Source organism: Butyrivibrio sp. AC2005, assembly GCF_000424145.1.
In the GTDB taxonomy this organism is placed as follows: domain Bacteria; phylum Bacillota; class Clostridia; order Lachnospirales; family Lachnospiraceae; genus Butyrivibrio.
This window is the reverse complement of the sequence record NZ_KE384138.1, coordinates 240,912-258,675: the sequence shown is the minus strand read 5'-3', so window position 1 is coordinate 258,675 and position 17,764 is coordinate 240,912. Positions and strand designations below refer to the sequence as shown.

Annotated in this window: 13 protein-coding genes; all 13 read left to right on the top strand. The window is 41.3% G+C overall.

Translation table 11 applies throughout. The features are described 5' to 3' along the window. The first annotated feature begins 1 nt into the window (after position 1). The 13 genes from G602_RS0121195 to G602_RS0121130 all read left to right on the top strand — a co-directional run bounded on the left by G602_RS0121195 (position 2) and on the right by G602_RS0121130 (position 17,759). Positions 2-646 (top strand): cytidylate kinase-like family protein, encoded by a 645-nt coding sequence (locus G602_RS0121195; RefSeq protein ID WP_026660820.1) that lies wholly within the window; start codon positions 2-4, stop codon positions 644-646. Positions 647-956: 310 nt separating this feature from the next. Next, positions 957-1,979, top strand: coding sequence for a GGDEF domain-containing protein (locus G602_RS29445; protein WP_049945387.1), 1,023 nt, complete (start codon positions 957-959; stop codon positions 1,977-1,979). A gap of 164 nt (positions 1,980-2,143) precedes the next feature. Next, entirely contained in the window at positions 2,144-3,637 is a 1,494-nt protein-coding gene (locus G602_RS0121180) for an ArnT family glycosyltransferase (RefSeq protein WP_026660818.1), read from the top strand. Positions 3,638-3,859: 222 nt separating this feature from the next. Beyond that, complete coding sequence (locus G602_RS27865) at positions 3,860-5,572, top strand: two-component system response regulator (RefSeq protein WP_044933073.1); 1,713 nt, start codon at positions 3,860-3,862, stop codon at positions 5,570-5,572. A gap of 42 nt (positions 5,573-5,614) precedes the next feature. Continuing rightward, entirely contained in the window at positions 5,615-5,956 is a 342-nt protein-coding gene (locus G602_RS27860) for an Hpt domain-containing protein (protein ID WP_044933071.1), read from the top strand. A 4-nt stretch (positions 5,957-5,960) separates the two neighbouring features. After that, positions 5,961-9,125 (top strand): response regulator, encoded by a 3,165-nt coding sequence (locus G602_RS29440; RefSeq protein ID WP_049945386.1) that lies wholly within the window; start codon positions 5,961-5,963, stop codon positions 9,123-9,125. Next, complete coding sequence (locus G602_RS0121160; RefSeq protein WP_026660817.1) at positions 9,115-9,876, top strand: response regulator; 762 nt, start codon at positions 9,115-9,117, stop codon at positions 9,874-9,876. Before G602_RS29440 ends, G602_RS0121160 begins: the two co-directional genes overlap by 11 nt. A gap of 44 nt (positions 9,877-9,920) precedes the next feature. After that, entirely contained in the window at positions 9,921-10,055 is a 135-nt protein-coding gene (locus tag G602_RS31780) for a hypothetical protein (RefSeq protein ID WP_256374998.1), read from the top strand. Between the two features lie 75 nt (positions 10,056-10,130). Continuing rightward, entirely contained in the window at positions 10,131-10,694 is a 564-nt protein-coding gene (locus G602_RS0121150) for a TetR/AcrR family transcriptional regulator (RefSeq protein ID WP_026660816.1), read from the top strand. Further along, positions 10,691-13,132 (top strand): alpha-galactosidase, encoded by a 2,442-nt coding sequence (locus G602_RS0121145; RefSeq protein WP_044933068.1) that lies wholly within the window; start codon positions 10,691-10,693, stop codon positions 13,130-13,132. Before G602_RS0121150 ends, G602_RS0121145 begins: the two co-directional genes overlap by 4 nt. 779 nt (positions 13,133-13,911) lie before the next feature. Continuing rightward, positions 13,912-14,508 (top strand): hypothetical protein, encoded by a 597-nt coding sequence (locus G602_RS0121140; protein WP_026660814.1) that lies wholly within the window; start codon positions 13,912-13,914, stop codon positions 14,506-14,508. Positions 14,509-14,947: 439 nt separating this feature from the next. After that, complete coding sequence (locus G602_RS0121135; RefSeq protein ID WP_026660813.1) at positions 14,948-16,168, top strand: ROK family transcriptional regulator; 1,221 nt, start codon at positions 14,948-14,950, stop codon at positions 16,166-16,168. Positions 16,169-16,223: 55 nt separating this feature from the next. Then, entirely contained in the window at positions 16,224-17,759 is a 1,536-nt protein-coding gene (locus G602_RS0121130; RefSeq protein WP_026660812.1) for a sugar ABC transporter ATP-binding protein, read from the top strand. Positions 17,760-17,764 lie beyond the last annotated feature (5 nt).

Genomic DNA, 17,764 nt, shown 5'->3' with positions numbered 1-17,764 from the left:
CATGAAAAACATAGTCATAACCATAGCAAGGCAATACGGTAGCGGCGGAAGAACCGTCGGCAAAATGCTGGCAGATGAGCTTGGAATCCACTACTACGACAAAGAACTCTCCAAGGTTGCTTCCGAAATAAGCGGAATCAACGAGAGCTACTTTGTGGATGCAGATGAGAAGGTAAAGAAGAGTTGGAAAAACAAGCTCTCTCTTATCTCAACAATCTATGACGGCAGTGTAAAAAAGCCCGGAGATTCCGATTTTACTTCCGATGAAAATATCTTCAGCTATCAGGCCAAGGCAATAAAGAGCCTTGCTGAAAAGGGTGAGCCTTGTGTAATCGTTGGCCGCTGTGCTGATTTTGTCCTTAAGGACTACGACAACGCACTCAGAGTTTTCGTTCATGCTGATCATGACTTCCTTATGCAGGAGGCTGGAAAAGTGCAGAGCCTGACAGGTAAGGATCTTGAGAAATACATTGCCCAGATTGACAAGGCAAGAGCGGATTACTACGAGTACCACACTGGCCACAACTGGACTGACGCACTGAACTATGACCTCTGCCTCGACAGTGGTAAGCTTGGCTTTGCAAAGTGTGTTGAGGCTATCAAGGCATATGCCAAGGTTAGATTTGGCGAGGACTGCTTTGATTAAGTAAAGAGAGTGCTTCTTCATAAAGGATTATATTTAAAAAAGAAGGTTGCTGAACTATTTATTGGTTCAGCAACCTTCCGCTTTTTGTCAAATACACCTAATCGTTCCATAATTCCTCCCTCACAATAAAAAAACTATCAAATCATGTAACTTTTACTTGTGTTTTATTATATTTAATTATGTCCAATAGATGTCCAGCAGCTTTTATTTAATAGTATTTTCATCAGGAATTTAGCTGTAGTTTAGTGCTATCGTTGATAATTATAGTGGAAATTACTATGGCCACAATATCATCGGAAGGACTTCAGACATGTTTCTAAACATGAAAAGAGCAAAGCTAATAGCATGGGGCATGGCCATCTGCTTTTTGCTGATCCATGTTCTTATGTACACTGTTTTTTCGCAGTGTGGTGTTACACCTATGGTCAGGTTTAACATTTTCAGCATTGCTTTTTATGTTGCTATGCTATTTGTTGTATATAAAGAGTGGCTTCCTTTTTATGCAGTGGCAGTGTATCTGGAAGTACTGGCTCATATGACGCTTGCAGTACTATTCACCGGTTGGGGCGGCGGCTTTCAAATTGCATTAATCGGAATGAATGTCCTTGCATTTTATGCTGAATATACAGGACGGACATTGAAAATAAAATATATCAGAATGATGCCTTTTTGCATCCTGGGAATGATTTTTTATCTTGGAGTTTTCGTTTATTTACGCTTTAATCCCCCACATTATAAGCTCACGGACACAGCGGAGTTCTGGCTCTCGTTGTTATGGGGCGCAATAGTTTTTGCAATCAATCTGTTTGTGCTGCAGCTCCTTGTCTACATTGCCAATTCATCTGAGGAACAGCTTGAATATCAGCTTTCCCATGACAATCTGACAGGTCTTCCAAACAGATACCATCTTACTCAGAACCTGCAGAGTGTCGAAAACGGCACGACACATGACTACTGGATCGCTATCGGGGATATAGATGATTTCAAAAAGGTAAATGATACTTACGGACATAAATGCGGAGATTATGTTCTTAAAACTATAGGTGAATTATTGGATGAAAAGTCAGGCTTGTTTTATCGATGGGGAGGCGAGGAATTCATTTCTCTTGAAAAATCAAACAGATCATTACTGGAAATAAAATCCTTCCTGGATGAGAAACGCCGGAAGATTGAAAGCTATCCCTTTGAATATGACGGAATAAAAATAAAGATTACCATGACCTTTGGGGTATCAGGTTCATTTACCGGAAAAGGCCTTAATGACGTTTTCCGTGATGCTGATGAAAAGCTATACGAAGGAAAGCACAGTGGTAAAAACAGAGTAGAGGTATAATTGGACTTCTTTCGCGCAAAAATATACATGTGGGGGAGAAGTCTTTTTCATTGTATAGGAATTTTTTGCCGGAAAAAGATGGTGCATAATTAGCGTACTTGTACTAAAATATACCATATCAAGTAGCTTTGATAGATTAAGTACAATATATTGGGGAGATTAATATGAAAAAAGAAATTGAAATGGGATCTTTGATTTCAATTCTTATTGGGGCGATTTTACTTACTTCTTATATGCTGTTCCACAATCTGGGGTCAGGATATCTGATATCTACTGACGAAGCATATCACGCAACAAACGCCTACGAGATGTATAAGCAGAGTAACTGGGTGATTAACACCTACAAATATGCAGCGGATTATTTTAACTCCAAGCCGCCGCTTTGTCTGGATCTTATGGTAGCTTCTTTCAAAGTGTTTGGTGAAGGCGCTTTTGCAGCAAGATTCCCCTCAGCATTAGGTGGACTTCTGACTCTGGCTGCGATTATCCTGTATCTGATTAAAAGAGACAATCTATATTCAGCAGTGATTTTTCCGTTTGTGTTTGCAGCATGCACACCCTTCTTTACATTCCATATGTACAGGGCGGCAGAGATGGATTCATTTTTTAATCTGTTCTTTGTGATAGCAATGTTTTCATTATATGAGACAGAGAAAAATGCGAAATGCATGTATCTCTACGGAATTTCATTGGGACTTGCCTTTATGTGCAAGGGTCCTCACGCAGCACTCATCTTTATAATCGGACTTCTCTATATTCCTAAGATTAAGGATGCTTTCAAGTCACCAGTAAGAGTAATTGTATCAGCTCTTCTTGCGGCACTTCTTCCTGTGGCATGGATGGTGAAGAGATCCATGTTCGATGGAATGGAATTTATAAATACCCTGATGTTCGGAGAGACTGTAGACAGAGTCAGTGAATCCGACAATAGCTTTCTTGAGCCTGTAACGGATTTTGTGACTTCCAATGTCATGGTAGTATTTCTTGTGGCAGCAGTCAGCATCGTTGTCGCAGTGCTTGTGATCAAGCACCACACCGGTAAAAAGTACACATCAGTAATCAGGGATTTCTTTTCTGAGAATTATTTATTTATCATATGGACAGTAATTCCGGTGCTGTTCTTTGCAGCAATGGGAAGCTATCTTAAATGGTATATCTACACATCACTTCTTGCACTGTGTATACTTGTGGCGAGAATGTGCGGCTTTATCGCAGCTCGCTGTACAGGAAGAAAAATAATCATTCCGGGAGTTTTACTGGGAATCGTAATAGCAGCGGCATTGTTTTTCATAATTCCCTGTATCAGAAACGATATCAATCTTGCAGGTACAGGTGGACATCCCGTTGATCAGTTCGTAGCTGATATGCAGGATTTTGCAGCTCAGTACGGAAAGGAATACTCCGGTCGAAATGTATATCTTATTTCTGAATTCAGAGATTATTCAAAGCAGGGACACTGGGAGCCTGAGTACGTGGCTCCGGCTGAGATGTACTGCGACTTTCTTCCTGTAGACGGAACAGTTGAGAATTTCCTTCATGATGAGGGATCACTGATAATTGTTGATAAGGATTTGTGGGATCAGTACTCAGCCGACTTAGCCGGCCATGTGATCCTCAGTGATAATTCATATCTGATATTCAGTTCGGATATGTATTGATTCAATCAAAAACATATTTCGCACGCACGATAGGGCTTCGGATAGTAATCCGGGGCTCTTTTTGCATCTATAATGAGGTAATTCTCTCATGGAAACTTAGTACACAAAAAATTTATATTCTTTTCATAACTAGCTAACCATCTCGGAAACTAAGACATGGTAGAATAGTATTGTGTTTACGCGCAATATGCAATTTTATTGGATACTTCACGGGGGATCAATATGGTAAGTCAGCTAAATGTTAGAAGGACGATACTGATCGTTGAGGATGAGCCCATCAACAGAAAAATGCTGGAAAATATAGTAAAGGATAGCTATGATGTTATCTTTGCGACTGATGGACTTAAGACAATAGATGTTATTCGGGAAAACAGTGATGTTATTTCACTTATTCTTCTTGATCTTATGATGCCTGATATGGACGGCTATGAAGTTCTTGAATTCATGCATAATGACAAGATATTAAAGCAGATACCGGTGATAGTATGCACTACTGAGCGTGAATCCGAAGTCAGATGCTTTAAGCTTGGTGCCGTTGATTTCATATCAAAGCCCTTTTCACATCCCATGGTTATACGTGCCCGTATTGACAGAGCTATTGAGCTAAGAGAGGGCAGAGGGCTTATTCATGCTACGCAGAATGACGCCCTTACGGGACTTCTCACCCATGATTTCTTCATGGAGTACTCACATTTCAGGGATATGCATTATGCCACTCCGGGAATGGATGCCATTGTTTTTAATGTAAACAGATTCCACCTTATAAATGAACTGCAGGGCAGAAGAGCCGGAGATGATGTCCTTATAAAAATCGGAGACAGTATAAAGCATATCGCAAGGGATAGAGGAGGTATTTCGGGACGCGGAGGTGCGGACGAATTCCTGCTTTACATCCCCAGCGGATCTGATTACGATGAACTGCTAAAGGAGATAGGAAGAGGACTTGAGGATATATTAAACAATTCAAGAGTCTATCTTAGAATGGGAATTTACAGAAATGTAAATACGGACATCTCCGTTGAGCACCGCTTTGATAAGGCCAGGGTTGCCTGCAACAGTATAAGAGGAAACTACAACATACAGTCCGCAATCTATGACGAGGACATGCATGACAAGGAAGCTTTGAACGAGCGTCTTATCAACGACATGGCAAGAGGAATAAAGGAGAGACAGTTTACTGTATACTACCAGCCCAAATATGCAATACAGGGAGACAGGGATTCGCTCTACGGAGCAGAAGCTCTTGTGAGATGGGAGCACCCGGAGCTGGGACTTTTGCGACCTGATAAATTCGTTCCGCTTTTCGAGGACAACGGACTGATTCACCAGCTTGATCATTACGTTTGGGATGAGGTATCAAAACAGGTTGGCGAGTGGATGGTGAACTACGATCTGAAAATACCGGTTTCCGTCAATGTATCAAGAGTTGATATAGGCGCTCCTAACCTTGAGGAAGAGATATTTACAACAGTGCAGAATAACTGGATATCCCCGGGAATGCTAAATCTGGAGATAACAGAATCTGCTTACACTGAAAATTCGGATCAGATAATAAACGTGGTAAAGAGCCTTAGGGAAAGAGGCTTTGCAATAGAGATGGATGACTTCGGAACAGGCTATTCATCACTTAATATGATCACCTCCCTGCCAATAGATATACTAAAGCTCGACATGCAGTTTGTGAAAAATATTCATGAGGGCAACAAGGATATGAAGATGGTTGAACTCATGATTGACATTGCCAGATCACTTAAGGTCAAGGTGGTTGCCGAGGGTGTAGAGACTAAGGAACAATACGACCTTTTGAAAGCTGCAGGCTGTGATGTTATACAGGGGTTCTATTTTTCCATGCCATGCGTTCCCAAAGAGTTCGAGAAGCTCATTGAAAAGGAAAACGGGGAACTGCAAAGAGAAGTTGAAGAAGCACTGCAGTGAGATAAGAACAATCATATTCGATAATCAGGAAGGGAGAATACCATGTTATCTATAGATATTTTAAATGAGTTTGGCGCGGATACAAAGGAAGGTCTTGCAAGATGTCTTGACGATGAGGAATTCTATCTTGACCTCATACCGGAAGCACTGGAGAGAGGCCGCTACGAGGAGCTTAAAAAGCTGCTTGATGAAAATAATATTCCCGCTGCCTTTGAGGCTGCCCATGCACTTAAGGGAGTATTGGGAAATCTTGCACTTACGCCTATTTATGAGCCTGCAAGTGAGATGACTGAACTGTTAAGAGCAGGCAAGGAGATGGATTATACAGAGCTTATTGACAAGGTTATCGCGGAGCGTGACAGACTTTCTGAAATGATAGGTTAAAAGTATGTTCCAGAAAAATGTGATAATTGAAGATTTAGAGGACCTGAATTCCAAGCTCCCTTTTCTTAAGATGGAGTTTGCTTCGCATGCGTACACAGGCGGAATAATAGAAGCGCTTGTGGGCAATATCAAAGACGAAGAGCTTGAGGATATTTTAGGGTGCCTAAAGGAAAATTTTCCGAATTTTTCAATAGTAGGAATGTCATCCTTTGTCACGACATTTTTATTGTACAAGAAAAAGAAGTGCGTCCTACTTACTTTCACTCTTATGAAAGAAGCTACGGTCACTCTGTTTCATAATTTTGCGGGAGCCGCAAGAAGCAATTCCGAAATTGTCACAGAAGCTCACGAGTATTCAGAAAAGGTGAGCAAGCAGATAAAAGAGTTAAAGGATGTAAAGGCTATTCAGGTTTTCCTTGCAGGAAGGAGTGCGCCTTCGCCGATTCTGATTAATGAATTATCAAAGGGGCTTGAAAATGTGCCTATTTTTGGTGCTGTGGCAGCTATCAACAGGTTTGATGAGAATGATAAAAATGCCAATTTCCTTAGTAAAGCAGATTCCTTTGTAATATCCGATGATAAATTTGGGAAAGGTGTTTCCATAGCTGTCTATCAGGGAAAGGAACTATATGCCTATGTGGACTATCTCTTTGGATGGGAACCAATAGGACGATATATGGACATTGAGGCTTCAAATGAATCTGAAAATGGCTCCATCATAGTAAGTTCTCTCGATGGGAAAAAGCCTGTAGAGGTTTTTGCAAAATATCTGGGAGTGAGAGCAAGCGATGCGCTTGTTCCCAATCTGGGCGAATTTCCGCTTGTGGTTGAGCGCGACGGAATCATTATGGGAAGGACACCCTCAGCAGCGGGTGAAAACGGTGAAATATTACTTGAGGGTGATATAAGAAAAGGCGAGAAGGTGCGCTTTTCATTTGGCGTTAAGGAAAAAATACTAGAAAATACCAAAAGCGGCGCAGAGAAAATGAAAAACTTCGGGGCGGAATATTTGCAACTGATTGTTTGCGGAAACAGGTTGGTATTTCTTCAGGATGATTATCACTTAGAGTCTGATTACTACAGCGAAGGAAGATATGAAAAACCGGAGTTGTGTCTTGGTATGGGAGAGATTTACCGCTACGAAGGAAAGGGTGGAATACTAAACAGTGCACTTATAGCAGTTGGAATGCGTGAAGGAATTCCGGAAATACCTGCATATGCCACGAATACCAACGATAATTTGGAGCATGAACATAAAAACGGAATTGTTCCTCTCTCAGAGAGACTTGCGCATTTTTTAAGTGCGATGACAGGGGAGCTTATAGAGGCTGTGGAGGAAGCCAAAGCAGCAAATGATGCAAAGTCTTCATTTTTATCAAATATGTCACATGAGATCAGGACGCCCATAAATGCGGTTCTTGGAATGGATGAAATGATAATCAGAGAGTGCAAGGATCCGCAGATATTAGAGTATGCACAGAATATAAAATCAGCCGGAAATACACTGCTTGGACTGATAAATGATATCCTGGATTTTTCCAAAATAGAAGCAGGAAAAATGGATATTATTTTAGTGGACTACGATTTTTCATCAGTAATAAATGACCTTGTTCACATGATAAAGCCTAAGGCCCAGGGCAAGGGACTGGATTTTGTGGTTGATGTTGATGAAAAGATTCCAAGCATCCTGTACGGTGATGAAATACGTATAAAGCAGGTAATAACCAACGTCCTTACAAATGCTGTCAAGTATACGGAAAAGGGATATGTTGCGCTTAATATACAGCATGAAATGGCAAGTGACGATGAAGTGATTCTAAAGTTTATGATAAAAGACACGGGAATCGGTATAAAGGAGGAGGACCTTGGAAAACTGACGGAGGCTTTTCAAAGGGTCGATGAAGTAAGAAACAGAACCGTCGAGGGAACCGGACTGGGGTTAAATATCACCCAGAAGCTTCTTGAACTTATGGGAAGTAAGCTGAATGTGGAAAGTAATTATGGAACCGGTTCAATCTTTTCATTCGATATCAGACAGAAGGTAATAAGAAATGACCCTATCGGCGATTACATGGAGGCTTACAAAAAAGCCTTAATAGAACAGAAAAAGTATCATGAGAGATTTGTGGCACCTGATGCGAGGGTTCTGGTGGTAGATGATACGCCGATAAATCTGGATGTGTTTGAGGGACTGCTCAAAACGACCAAGGTAAAAATTGATCGCGCAGAGAGCGGACCGGAGTGTCTTGAGAAGACAAGAGAAAAAAGGTACGACATAATTTTCCTTGATCACAGGATGCCAGGCATGGATGGAATAGAGACACTAAAGAGGCTTAAAGAGGACGACAATAATAAGAATAAAGGTGTTCCGGTAATCTGCCTGACGGCAAATGCCATCTCCGGTGCGAGGGAGATTTATATTCGAGCCGGTTTTGATGAGTATCTTACAAAGCCGATAATGTCGGAAAAGCTTGAGCTTTTAATGACTAAGTTTCTTCCTGGGGAAAAGGTCAGCATAGAAATCACGGAAGTGGATGCGGATAACCAGGTGAATATTGAGTATGACTTACTTCCGCACTGGATAAAGAATGCGCCGCTTATAGTACTTGAGGAAGGTATCAAAAACTGCGGCTCACAGGAGGCCTTTGTCACAGCGGCTACGACTTACAGGAGCAATCTGGAAGAGAGCTATTCTGCAATAAAGGATGCGTTTGAAAACGGTGATATTGAAAACTTTACGATAAAAGTGCATGCACTTAAAAGCTCCTCCAGAATACTTGGAATTTACAATCTGGCAGAGCTTGCAGAGGAGCTGGAAAAAGCCGGAGATGAAAAGAACATTGACTTCATAAACAAAGAAACACCAAGACTTCTGAATCTGTATAAGGACATCTGGGAAAGGATGGTTTCCATACCGGAGACAGATGAGGAAGAGGCTGAACTTCCTTTATTGGAAGAAAAAGCTGTGGAAGATGCAAAAAATGCTCTAAGAGAACTGGCTCAAAGCTTTGATTTTGACAGCATTAATTATATAATGGAAACTATAAAAGGATTTCGAGTTCCTGATGAGCATCGTGAGTTTTTCAAAAATATGAGAGCTGCAATTCACAGTGCTGACTGGGATGGAATAAAGAAGCTACTTGACGCAGGAGGAAATGATGGACAATAAAATTCTTCTCATAAGTAGTGGCTCGACCTTCATGGTAGATGCTATCAGTAAGAATCTTACTGAGGCAGGACTACAGGTAATAAAGACGCAGCCGAGGGTCAACGAGCTTGATAAGTACAGAAAGGAACCGAATGTATTTCTCTTTTATCTGGGGCAATACATTGATGAGATCACGGATGCACTTATCTATTTAAGGGACATATGTCTTGAAAATGACAAGATACTCTGCATGATAGGTGATGTATCCGAGTATGATATCATCACCAAAAGTATTCCCGCAGATATGATAGCCGAGAAGTTTGAGAGACCACTGGATATAAAAAAGGTAACGGAGCGTATGCGGGAGCTGTGCCTTTTAAATGACGAGCTCTCCAGAAGAAAGAGCATCCTTCTCGTGGATGACGATCCGACCTTCCTAAAGCTCATTAAAAACTGGCTCGATGAGGAGTACAGAGTCACGATTGTAAATTCCGGAATGCAGGCCATAACGTATCTTGCAAACAATACTCCGGATCTCATTCTTCTGGATTACGAGATGCCTGTCACCTCGGGGCCGCAGGTTCTTGAGATGATAAGAACCGAAGCCAAGACACAGAGCACTCCCGTTATATTTCTCACAGGCAAGGGAGATAAGGAGAGTGTAATGAAGGTTGTGGGCCTAAAGCCCAACGGATATCTCCTAAAAACAATGCCTAAGGAAGAACTGTTGCAGTCGGTAAGGGATTTTTTTATTGCAAATAAGAAAATATAAAGCCTTCCAATAAAGGAAAGATGAAGCATTCTAATGAAGGAAAGATGAAGCATTCTAATGAAGGAAAGATGAAGCATTCTAATGAAGGAAAGATGAAGCATTCTAATGAAGGAAAGATGAAGTCTTCCAATGAAGGAAAGATGAAGTCTTCCAATGAAGGAAGCGGAATATATATATAGCCTTCCCCTTGGGGGGAAGGTGCCCCGAAGGGGCGGATGAGGGGAATGATTAGCACAAATAAAATAGGAGGCTATATGAACGATACAAAGGTAAAGATACTTGAGGCAGTACTTAACGAATTCAAGGAAAAAGGCTCAAAGTTCACCATGGACGATGTGGCAAGTGATCTCCACATGAGTAAGAAAACAATCTACAAGGAATTCGATGACAAGGAAAAAATTTTCGATGCACTTGTTGATTACTGCTTTGATTCCATCAAAGCCAAGGAAGCTGAAATCCTTAACGACAACTCACTTTCCACAGTTGAGAAAATCGAGAAGATCATGATCTGCATGCCGGACAAATACCGCGATGTGGATTTCAGAAAAGTGTTCACACTAAGAGATAAATATCCCAAGATTTACGTCAAGGTTCAGAACAGACTCGAGAACGACTGGGAAGATACAATTGAGCTCATTGAAAAGGGTGTGAGAGAGGGCGTTATCAGACCGCTGCCCATCCCTGTAATAAAGGCCATGACAGAAGCTTCCATAGAGCGCTTTTTAAGCTCAAACGTGCTGATCGAAGGCAATACAACCTACGACGATGCACTTAAAATAATGATAGACATAATAATGAGAGGAATTTGCGTAAGATGATCATAAGGAAAGACAATATATTTTTACTTCAGACTAAGAACTGCAGCTATTTCATGCAGGTTCTGCCGTCAGGTCATATAGAACACATTCATTACGGAATGTCGATTCTTTCAGAACGTCAGTATGAAGAATTGTTAAAAAACGGGGATACAGAGATCCTTGCCGACATGGCGAAGGTTCTTGAAATCAAGCATAAAAATGAAGGCGGCAACATGGTAGTCTATGCACCTGAGTACTACCCAATGTGCCTCGAGGTTATGCCTCTTGAGATGTCAGGCTTCGGGAAAGGCGATATCAGAGAGCCTATGGTTGAGCTGACCTTCAAGGATGGCTCAACAACCTGCGACTTTTTATTTGAAAACGCAGTTATTTCAGACGAGATTACAGCACTTGAGACACTCCCGTCCTCCTATGATGACGGAGATAAGGGCGCTGTAGCAGATCTTCAGAGCGGGGCGACAGTTCCTGCTTACATGGCTGATCATGCTATGCAGCTCGTCATTACTCTTAAGGAAAAATCCAAAGACGTAAGACTTAAGATGATCTACAAGGTTTATCCTGATTGCAATACAATCACCAGAAGCAGCAAACTCATCAACGACAGCAAGGAAGATGTGCGCATAGACAGGCTTCTTTCCAATCAGCTTGATTTTCAGCAGACGGGCTTTAAGCTCACAAGTTTTCATGGACGCTGGGCAGATGAGATGGGTGAGACCTCATCAGTTTGCAATGCAGGAAAAGTTGTCAACGAGGAGCTTGCAGCCGGAGAATCCGGAAGTAGAAGCAATCCCTTCACTATGCTGAGTATGCCGGATACAACTGAGACAGCCGGAGATTGCTTTGGCTTTAATCTTGTTTACAGTGGAAATCACTATAGTGCTCTTTCATCAAACGGCACCTTCCTTAGCAGATTCGTAAGCGGAATCCAGCCCACAGGCTTTGAGTGGCTTCTTAATCCGGGCGAATCCTTTGAGGCTCCCGAGGCTGTTATGACCTATTCCAAGAAGGGCTTTGGAGGAATGAGCCGCAACATGCATGATTTTGTAAGGAAACATATTGTGCGCGGAGAGTGGCGTGATAAGGAGAGACCTATCCTTATCAACAACTGGGAGGCTACATATTTTAATTTTAATCAGAGCAGTCTCTTAAGAATTGCCAAGGAAGCTTCCAAGGCAGGAGTAGAGCTTTTCGTACTTGATGATGGCTGGTTTGGCGCAAGAAATGATGATCACGCAGGCCTTGGTGACTGGGTAGTTAATACCAAGAAGCTTCCCGATGGATTAAAAGGTCTTGCTGAAAAAATAAATGCCCTTGGAATGAAATTCGGTCTCTGGGTTGAGCCTGAGATGGTAAATGAAAATTCTGATCTTTTCAGGAAGCATCCGGAGTGGGCAGTAAGAATCCCCAGACGTGATCACTCTGTTGGAAGAACTCAGATGATACTTGATATGTCCAGGAAAGATGTCCAGGACTATATCATAGATGCTCTGTCAAAGGTGTTTGGCTCAGCTAACATTTCCTACATAAAGTGGGATATGAACAGAATTTTCTCGGACAGATTTTCATTAGAACTCCCGGCTGAGAGGATGAAGGAATTCCAGCACAGATACTACATCGGTCTGTACAGAGTTATGAAAACTCTTACCACAAACTTCCCGCATATTCTTTTTGAGGGATGTTCTGCAGGTGGTAACAGATTTGATCTTGGAATCCTTTCATACTTCCCTCAGATATGGGCAAGCGATGATACTGATGCGGTTTGCAGAATGGATATTCAGAGAGGCTACAGCTATGGTTATCCTGTTAATACACAGGGTGCGCATGTTTCAGCTGTACCCAATCATCAGACACTGCATACTGTTCCGCTTGAGACCAGATTTTCAGTAGCTGCCTTCGGCTGTTTTGGCTATGAGCTTAACCTTGGTGAGCTTGCAGATGAGCAGAAAAAGCAGGTTGCCGATCAGGTTGAATTCTACAAGCAGTGGAGAAAGGTGTTCCAGTTCGGTGATTTCTACAGACTTGATAAGTACCGTTTTATGGTGGTATCAAAGGATAAGTCGGCAGCAGTTGCACTTATTTTCCAGAAGGAGAGCAGACCCAACAACGACTATCTTGCGCTGAAGACTATGGGACTTGCCGATGATAAAGTATACGAAGTTGCAAACCGTCAGGTTGGCGTTAACATCAAGGCTTTTGGAAGTCTCATCAATACCATGGCACCTATCCATGTTAAGCAGGACGGAATCATCCATGGCATCATTGCAAGACACTATAAGATGAATGGTGAGAAGGATGAGGCAATCGCAACAGGCAGCATGCTCAATGGCTGCGGTGTCCGCCTGAATCCCGATTACGGCGGAACCGGCTACGGCGAGGACACCCGCATGTTCCGCACAAACGACGCCCGCCTCTATGTATTTGCGGAAGTGACGGAATAGATGCACATCAACAAATAGAATTATAAGAAAGTACGCCCCAAGGCACAAAATAGATAGCGGACTAGTTTTTCCTTTTTGCTTATTGTGTGCTTTGGGGGCAGATTTTTTTGTTTGGAAATCATAGGTTCTTTTGGTCATTATTATTCCGCCCACAAGAAGTCATACATATTTTCCATTTCATCATTTAGGGATGACCTAATTTGAGTTTAAATCACCCTTAATGAAAATAACCCATTTTGTGGATGAACTTATATGAGTATCTTGTCATCCAATTTACATGATATAAAAAATATGTATGAATTATTTGAAATTTGTTAACGCTATAGATTTTTCTAGTTCATTCAAAAAGATTGCTTTTGCTTATGAAGGATGAACCTGATGGTTAAAATGTTCATCCGATATAGAACAATAATTCAGACTGGATGAACATCAATAATAAATAGTTCATTCAATTTAATGAATGGCCTATTTATGGATGACTAATGATCCCCAGTTGCTCTGGTACTTGAATATCAGATGTGGATTGATGGAAATAAGCATCACAAAAAGAAGAACTGAGAAGTGATCTTTGAACTTTGAGTGAATTCTAATTTCGCTTTATGATTATTTTTATGAAAATTTTATACAATGCTGCATAATCGTTCATTTATACATGCTATGATTATAACCGCTATGAAGAATTGGGACTCATAGTGGTTCTTTTTTGTTGGAAGCGAGGTTACTTCAATAGAAAAGAGATCCTATGTGGATGGACACACAATTTTATGGAGGGAATAAGAATGAGGAGAACGAAATCATTTGGGACAATTATTATCGTTTTTGCAGCTGTTGTATCATTGCTTTTTGGCTATGGCACCTGGTCTTCACACGTATCAGCAAGAAAAGCAGAGGATGATGAAGAGGCGAGTCATGAGATTGATATGAAAAACTTCTTCACAATAAAGGCTCCCGGCTATACACAGCTTGAGAACATCAAGACCGAAAACAATTTTGATGGGACATATTATTATGAAGATATGACATCAGATGGATTAACAATTATTACAAATATGAGCGCTCAGACCACAATACGTGACGCACAGAAGCCGGATGCTTATGCAATTAATTTTGTATGTGAATACGTCGATAATGATGCTATTGTTACGGACTGTGTTCAGGATGAAAAGCTCACAGAGAAGATGGTTTATCCTGTATACAAAATAACATGGGAAAAAGGCTCTAACGAGGACAGCAGACAGGCGGTAGGTGTTGTTATTAAAACTGACCTTTACACTTATTACTTCGGATACAGCTGCCCACTTGATTACTTTGAAGATAACGCTGATTTCTATAATGAGGAGCTTGATGGAATTGAATGGCTTGAGCTGGAAGAATAAACCACTACTATAAAAAATAAGGGGCTGTGAAAAAATGAGAAATCATTTTTTCCAGCTCCTTTTTTGTTGCACAAGACCGGCAAGCGAATGGATGCTTGCATACAAATTCATTTGCCGGTTGTAAGAACATGGAGCACGAAGTGCGGAATGTTCGTGTGCGAAATCGAGTAGGAGTCAGCCTACTCGATTTTTAAGTTTAAATTCTTAATATCTGTTCTGTCTGGAATTAATATCCGCATGGTAATTTGGTTAACATAACGAATGAAAACCAAAATTCTTTGTGTAATAAGTTCACAAAATTTTAATATTCAATTAGTGCAAGTATACAAAACATACAATGAATGGCAATTTTTGGTTGACCTAAGCAATAAATGTGCATAATATATTAACAAAGTTAATATATTAACAACGGAAATAAATCAATGGGAGCGTTAGTGAATTGGATAACAATCCGATAGTCAATAACAGCGATATGAATGAAGCACACAGAGCGCAGTTATTGAAGATTATTCATCAAAAGGAATTACAAAATGAAATATGTTCCAGGGCAGAGCTTGCGAAGATGACGGGGCTCACCCAGGCATCCATAACCAAGATAGTTGCATCTCTTATTGAGAGTGGAATTGTGCTAGAGACAGGTATTATCAAGGGGAGCGGAAACAGGCGTGCGATCGGACTTAAGCTTAATTCTGAGAAGAACTGTGTGATTGGGGTCAAGTTTTCAAGATATATGTACACAGTTGGTATGTTTGATATATCAGGTAAGTTCTACGAACAGACCGAAGTCGAGTTCGATATTACGGATGATCCGATAATAGTCCTTAAGGATATAAAGAAACTGATACGTGAGTATCTTGATAAAAACGAGAACGTTGTGGCAATAGGAATGGCGGTTCCGGGGCCTTATCTTAAAAATGAAGGGCACATAGCTGTTGTGTCACACATGAAGTCGTGGCACGATGTAAATTTCCTTAAGGAATTTGAGAATGAATTCGATAAGCCATTTTTCATAGAACAGGATGCAAACGCCGGGGCCATGGCAGAGTGGTGGTTTGGTAATCATAAAAAGCCCATGAATACACTTGCATACTTCCTAATGGGAGAGGGTGTAGGTTCCGGAATAGTTGAGAATGAGAAGCTTTTATTTGGAAAACAGGGTGCAGCAAGTGAGGTTGGACATATTAGTATAGACTATCGCGGACCCAGATGTGAATGTGGCAATTACGGATGCCTTGAGCTTTACTGCTCTACACGGGTAATGCTTGCAAGAGCAAAGGAAGCTTTGCCATCAATTTTTACTGATAAAAAGCACAAGAGAATTGATGATTACGATGTGATATTCGAGGCTGCAAGAAAAGGCGATGGTGCCATACTCGATATCATGAAGGAAATGGCCCAGTACATAGCCTATGGCTGCGTTACCTTAATAAATGCATATAATCCCGACATCATAGTAATAGGCGATGTCATTTCGAAAGCGGGTGATATTTTATTACCGCAGATAAAAAGAATAGTTGAGGAGAGAACCATTCCTGAGCTGTTTTCACAGGTCGACATTATGATGTCCGAATTAAGTGTTGACCCTACACTTTATGGAGCAGCAGCGATTGCTACTGACAGAGTACTGGGAAAACCCAGTGAATATCTTACGGCAAAATAATTCAGGACATGAATTCCTGATATTTTAGCAATATAAGGGGAGGTTAAAGGCGGCAATGAAAGAAAATCCTTTAATTCTTGAAATGCGAGGAATTACAAAGGTGTTTCCCGGGGTTAAGGCACTTTCAGATGTAACACTCGAAGTCAAAAGAGACTCAATTCACTCGATATGTGGTGAAAATGGTGCCGGTAAATCCACGCTGATGAAGGTATTGTCCGGTGTATATCCTTATGGGACGTATAGTGGTCAGATCATCTTTGACGGGCGGGAGATGAAATTCCGTAATATCAAGGAATCCGAGCAGACAGGAATTGCAATTATTCATCAGGAACTTACGATGATTCCGGAATTGTCAATCACAGAGAATATTTTCATGGGAAATGAGCTGACAAATGGCGGACTTATCGATTGGACAGAGCAGCGAAGAAGGACAGTGGAGCTTCTTGACAAGGTAGGGCTGAATATCAGTCCTGATACGCTTATTAAGAACCTGGGTGTAGGACAGCAGCAGCTTGTTGAGATAGCGAAGGCACTTTCCAAAAATGTTAAGCTTCTCATACTTGATGAGCCTACATCAGCTCTTAATGAGGATGATTCGGCCAATCTTCTTGAACTCATGAGAGGTCTTAAGGAGAAGGGCATCACCTGTATCATGATATCTCACAAACTTAATGAGATTGCTGCAATATCTGATGCTGTTACGGTTATCCGTGACGGACAGACTGTTGAAAGCTATGAAGTAGTAGCCGGACAGGTGGATGAGAACAAGATCATCAGGTCGATGGTAGGTCGTTCGATTGAAAACAGATATCCGGAGCATAAGTCCAATCCGGGAGAGGTCATTTTCGAAGTATCAAACTGGAATATTGAGGATCCTGCAGTCAAGGGCAGGATGGTCTGCAAAAACTCTTCATTTTATGTACGCGCAGGTGAAGTAGTAGGATTTGCGGGACTCATGGGAGCAGGAAGAACAGAGCTCATGCGTTCAATTTTCGGGCAAAACTACGGAATCTATAAATCAGGAACAATCAAAATAAAGGGAAAGAAGGTAAAGCTGAAAACCGTTCAGGCGGCCATAAAGCATGGAATAGCTTATGTGCCTGAGGATCGTAAGAATCTGGGACTTAACCTTTTGGACAGCATCAGAAAAACCATAGTTTCAGCCAACATGGACAAGATTCTGACAAACGGACTTCTGGATTCGACAAAAGAGCTTAAGGCATCTGAGGAGTACAGAAAGGCGCTTCGAATCAAATGCAAGGACGTAGGAGTTGGAGTAAGCACTTTATCAGGTGGTAATCAGCAGAAGGTAGTTTTATCAAAATGGATGTTTACAGAGCCGGATGTGCTGATACTTGATGAGCCTACAAGAGGTATTGACGTAGGTGCAAAATATGAGATTTACAAGCTGATACATGAACTTGCCGATCAGGGGAAGGCAGTCATAATGGTTTCTTCAGAACTTCCTGAGCTATTAGGGGTAGCAGACAGAATATATACAATTTTTGAAGGAGCTATCACAGGGGAACTGAGAGCTGAGGAAGCTGATCAGGAAGCACTAATGAAGCGAATGACAGTTACATCCGCTTAACAACA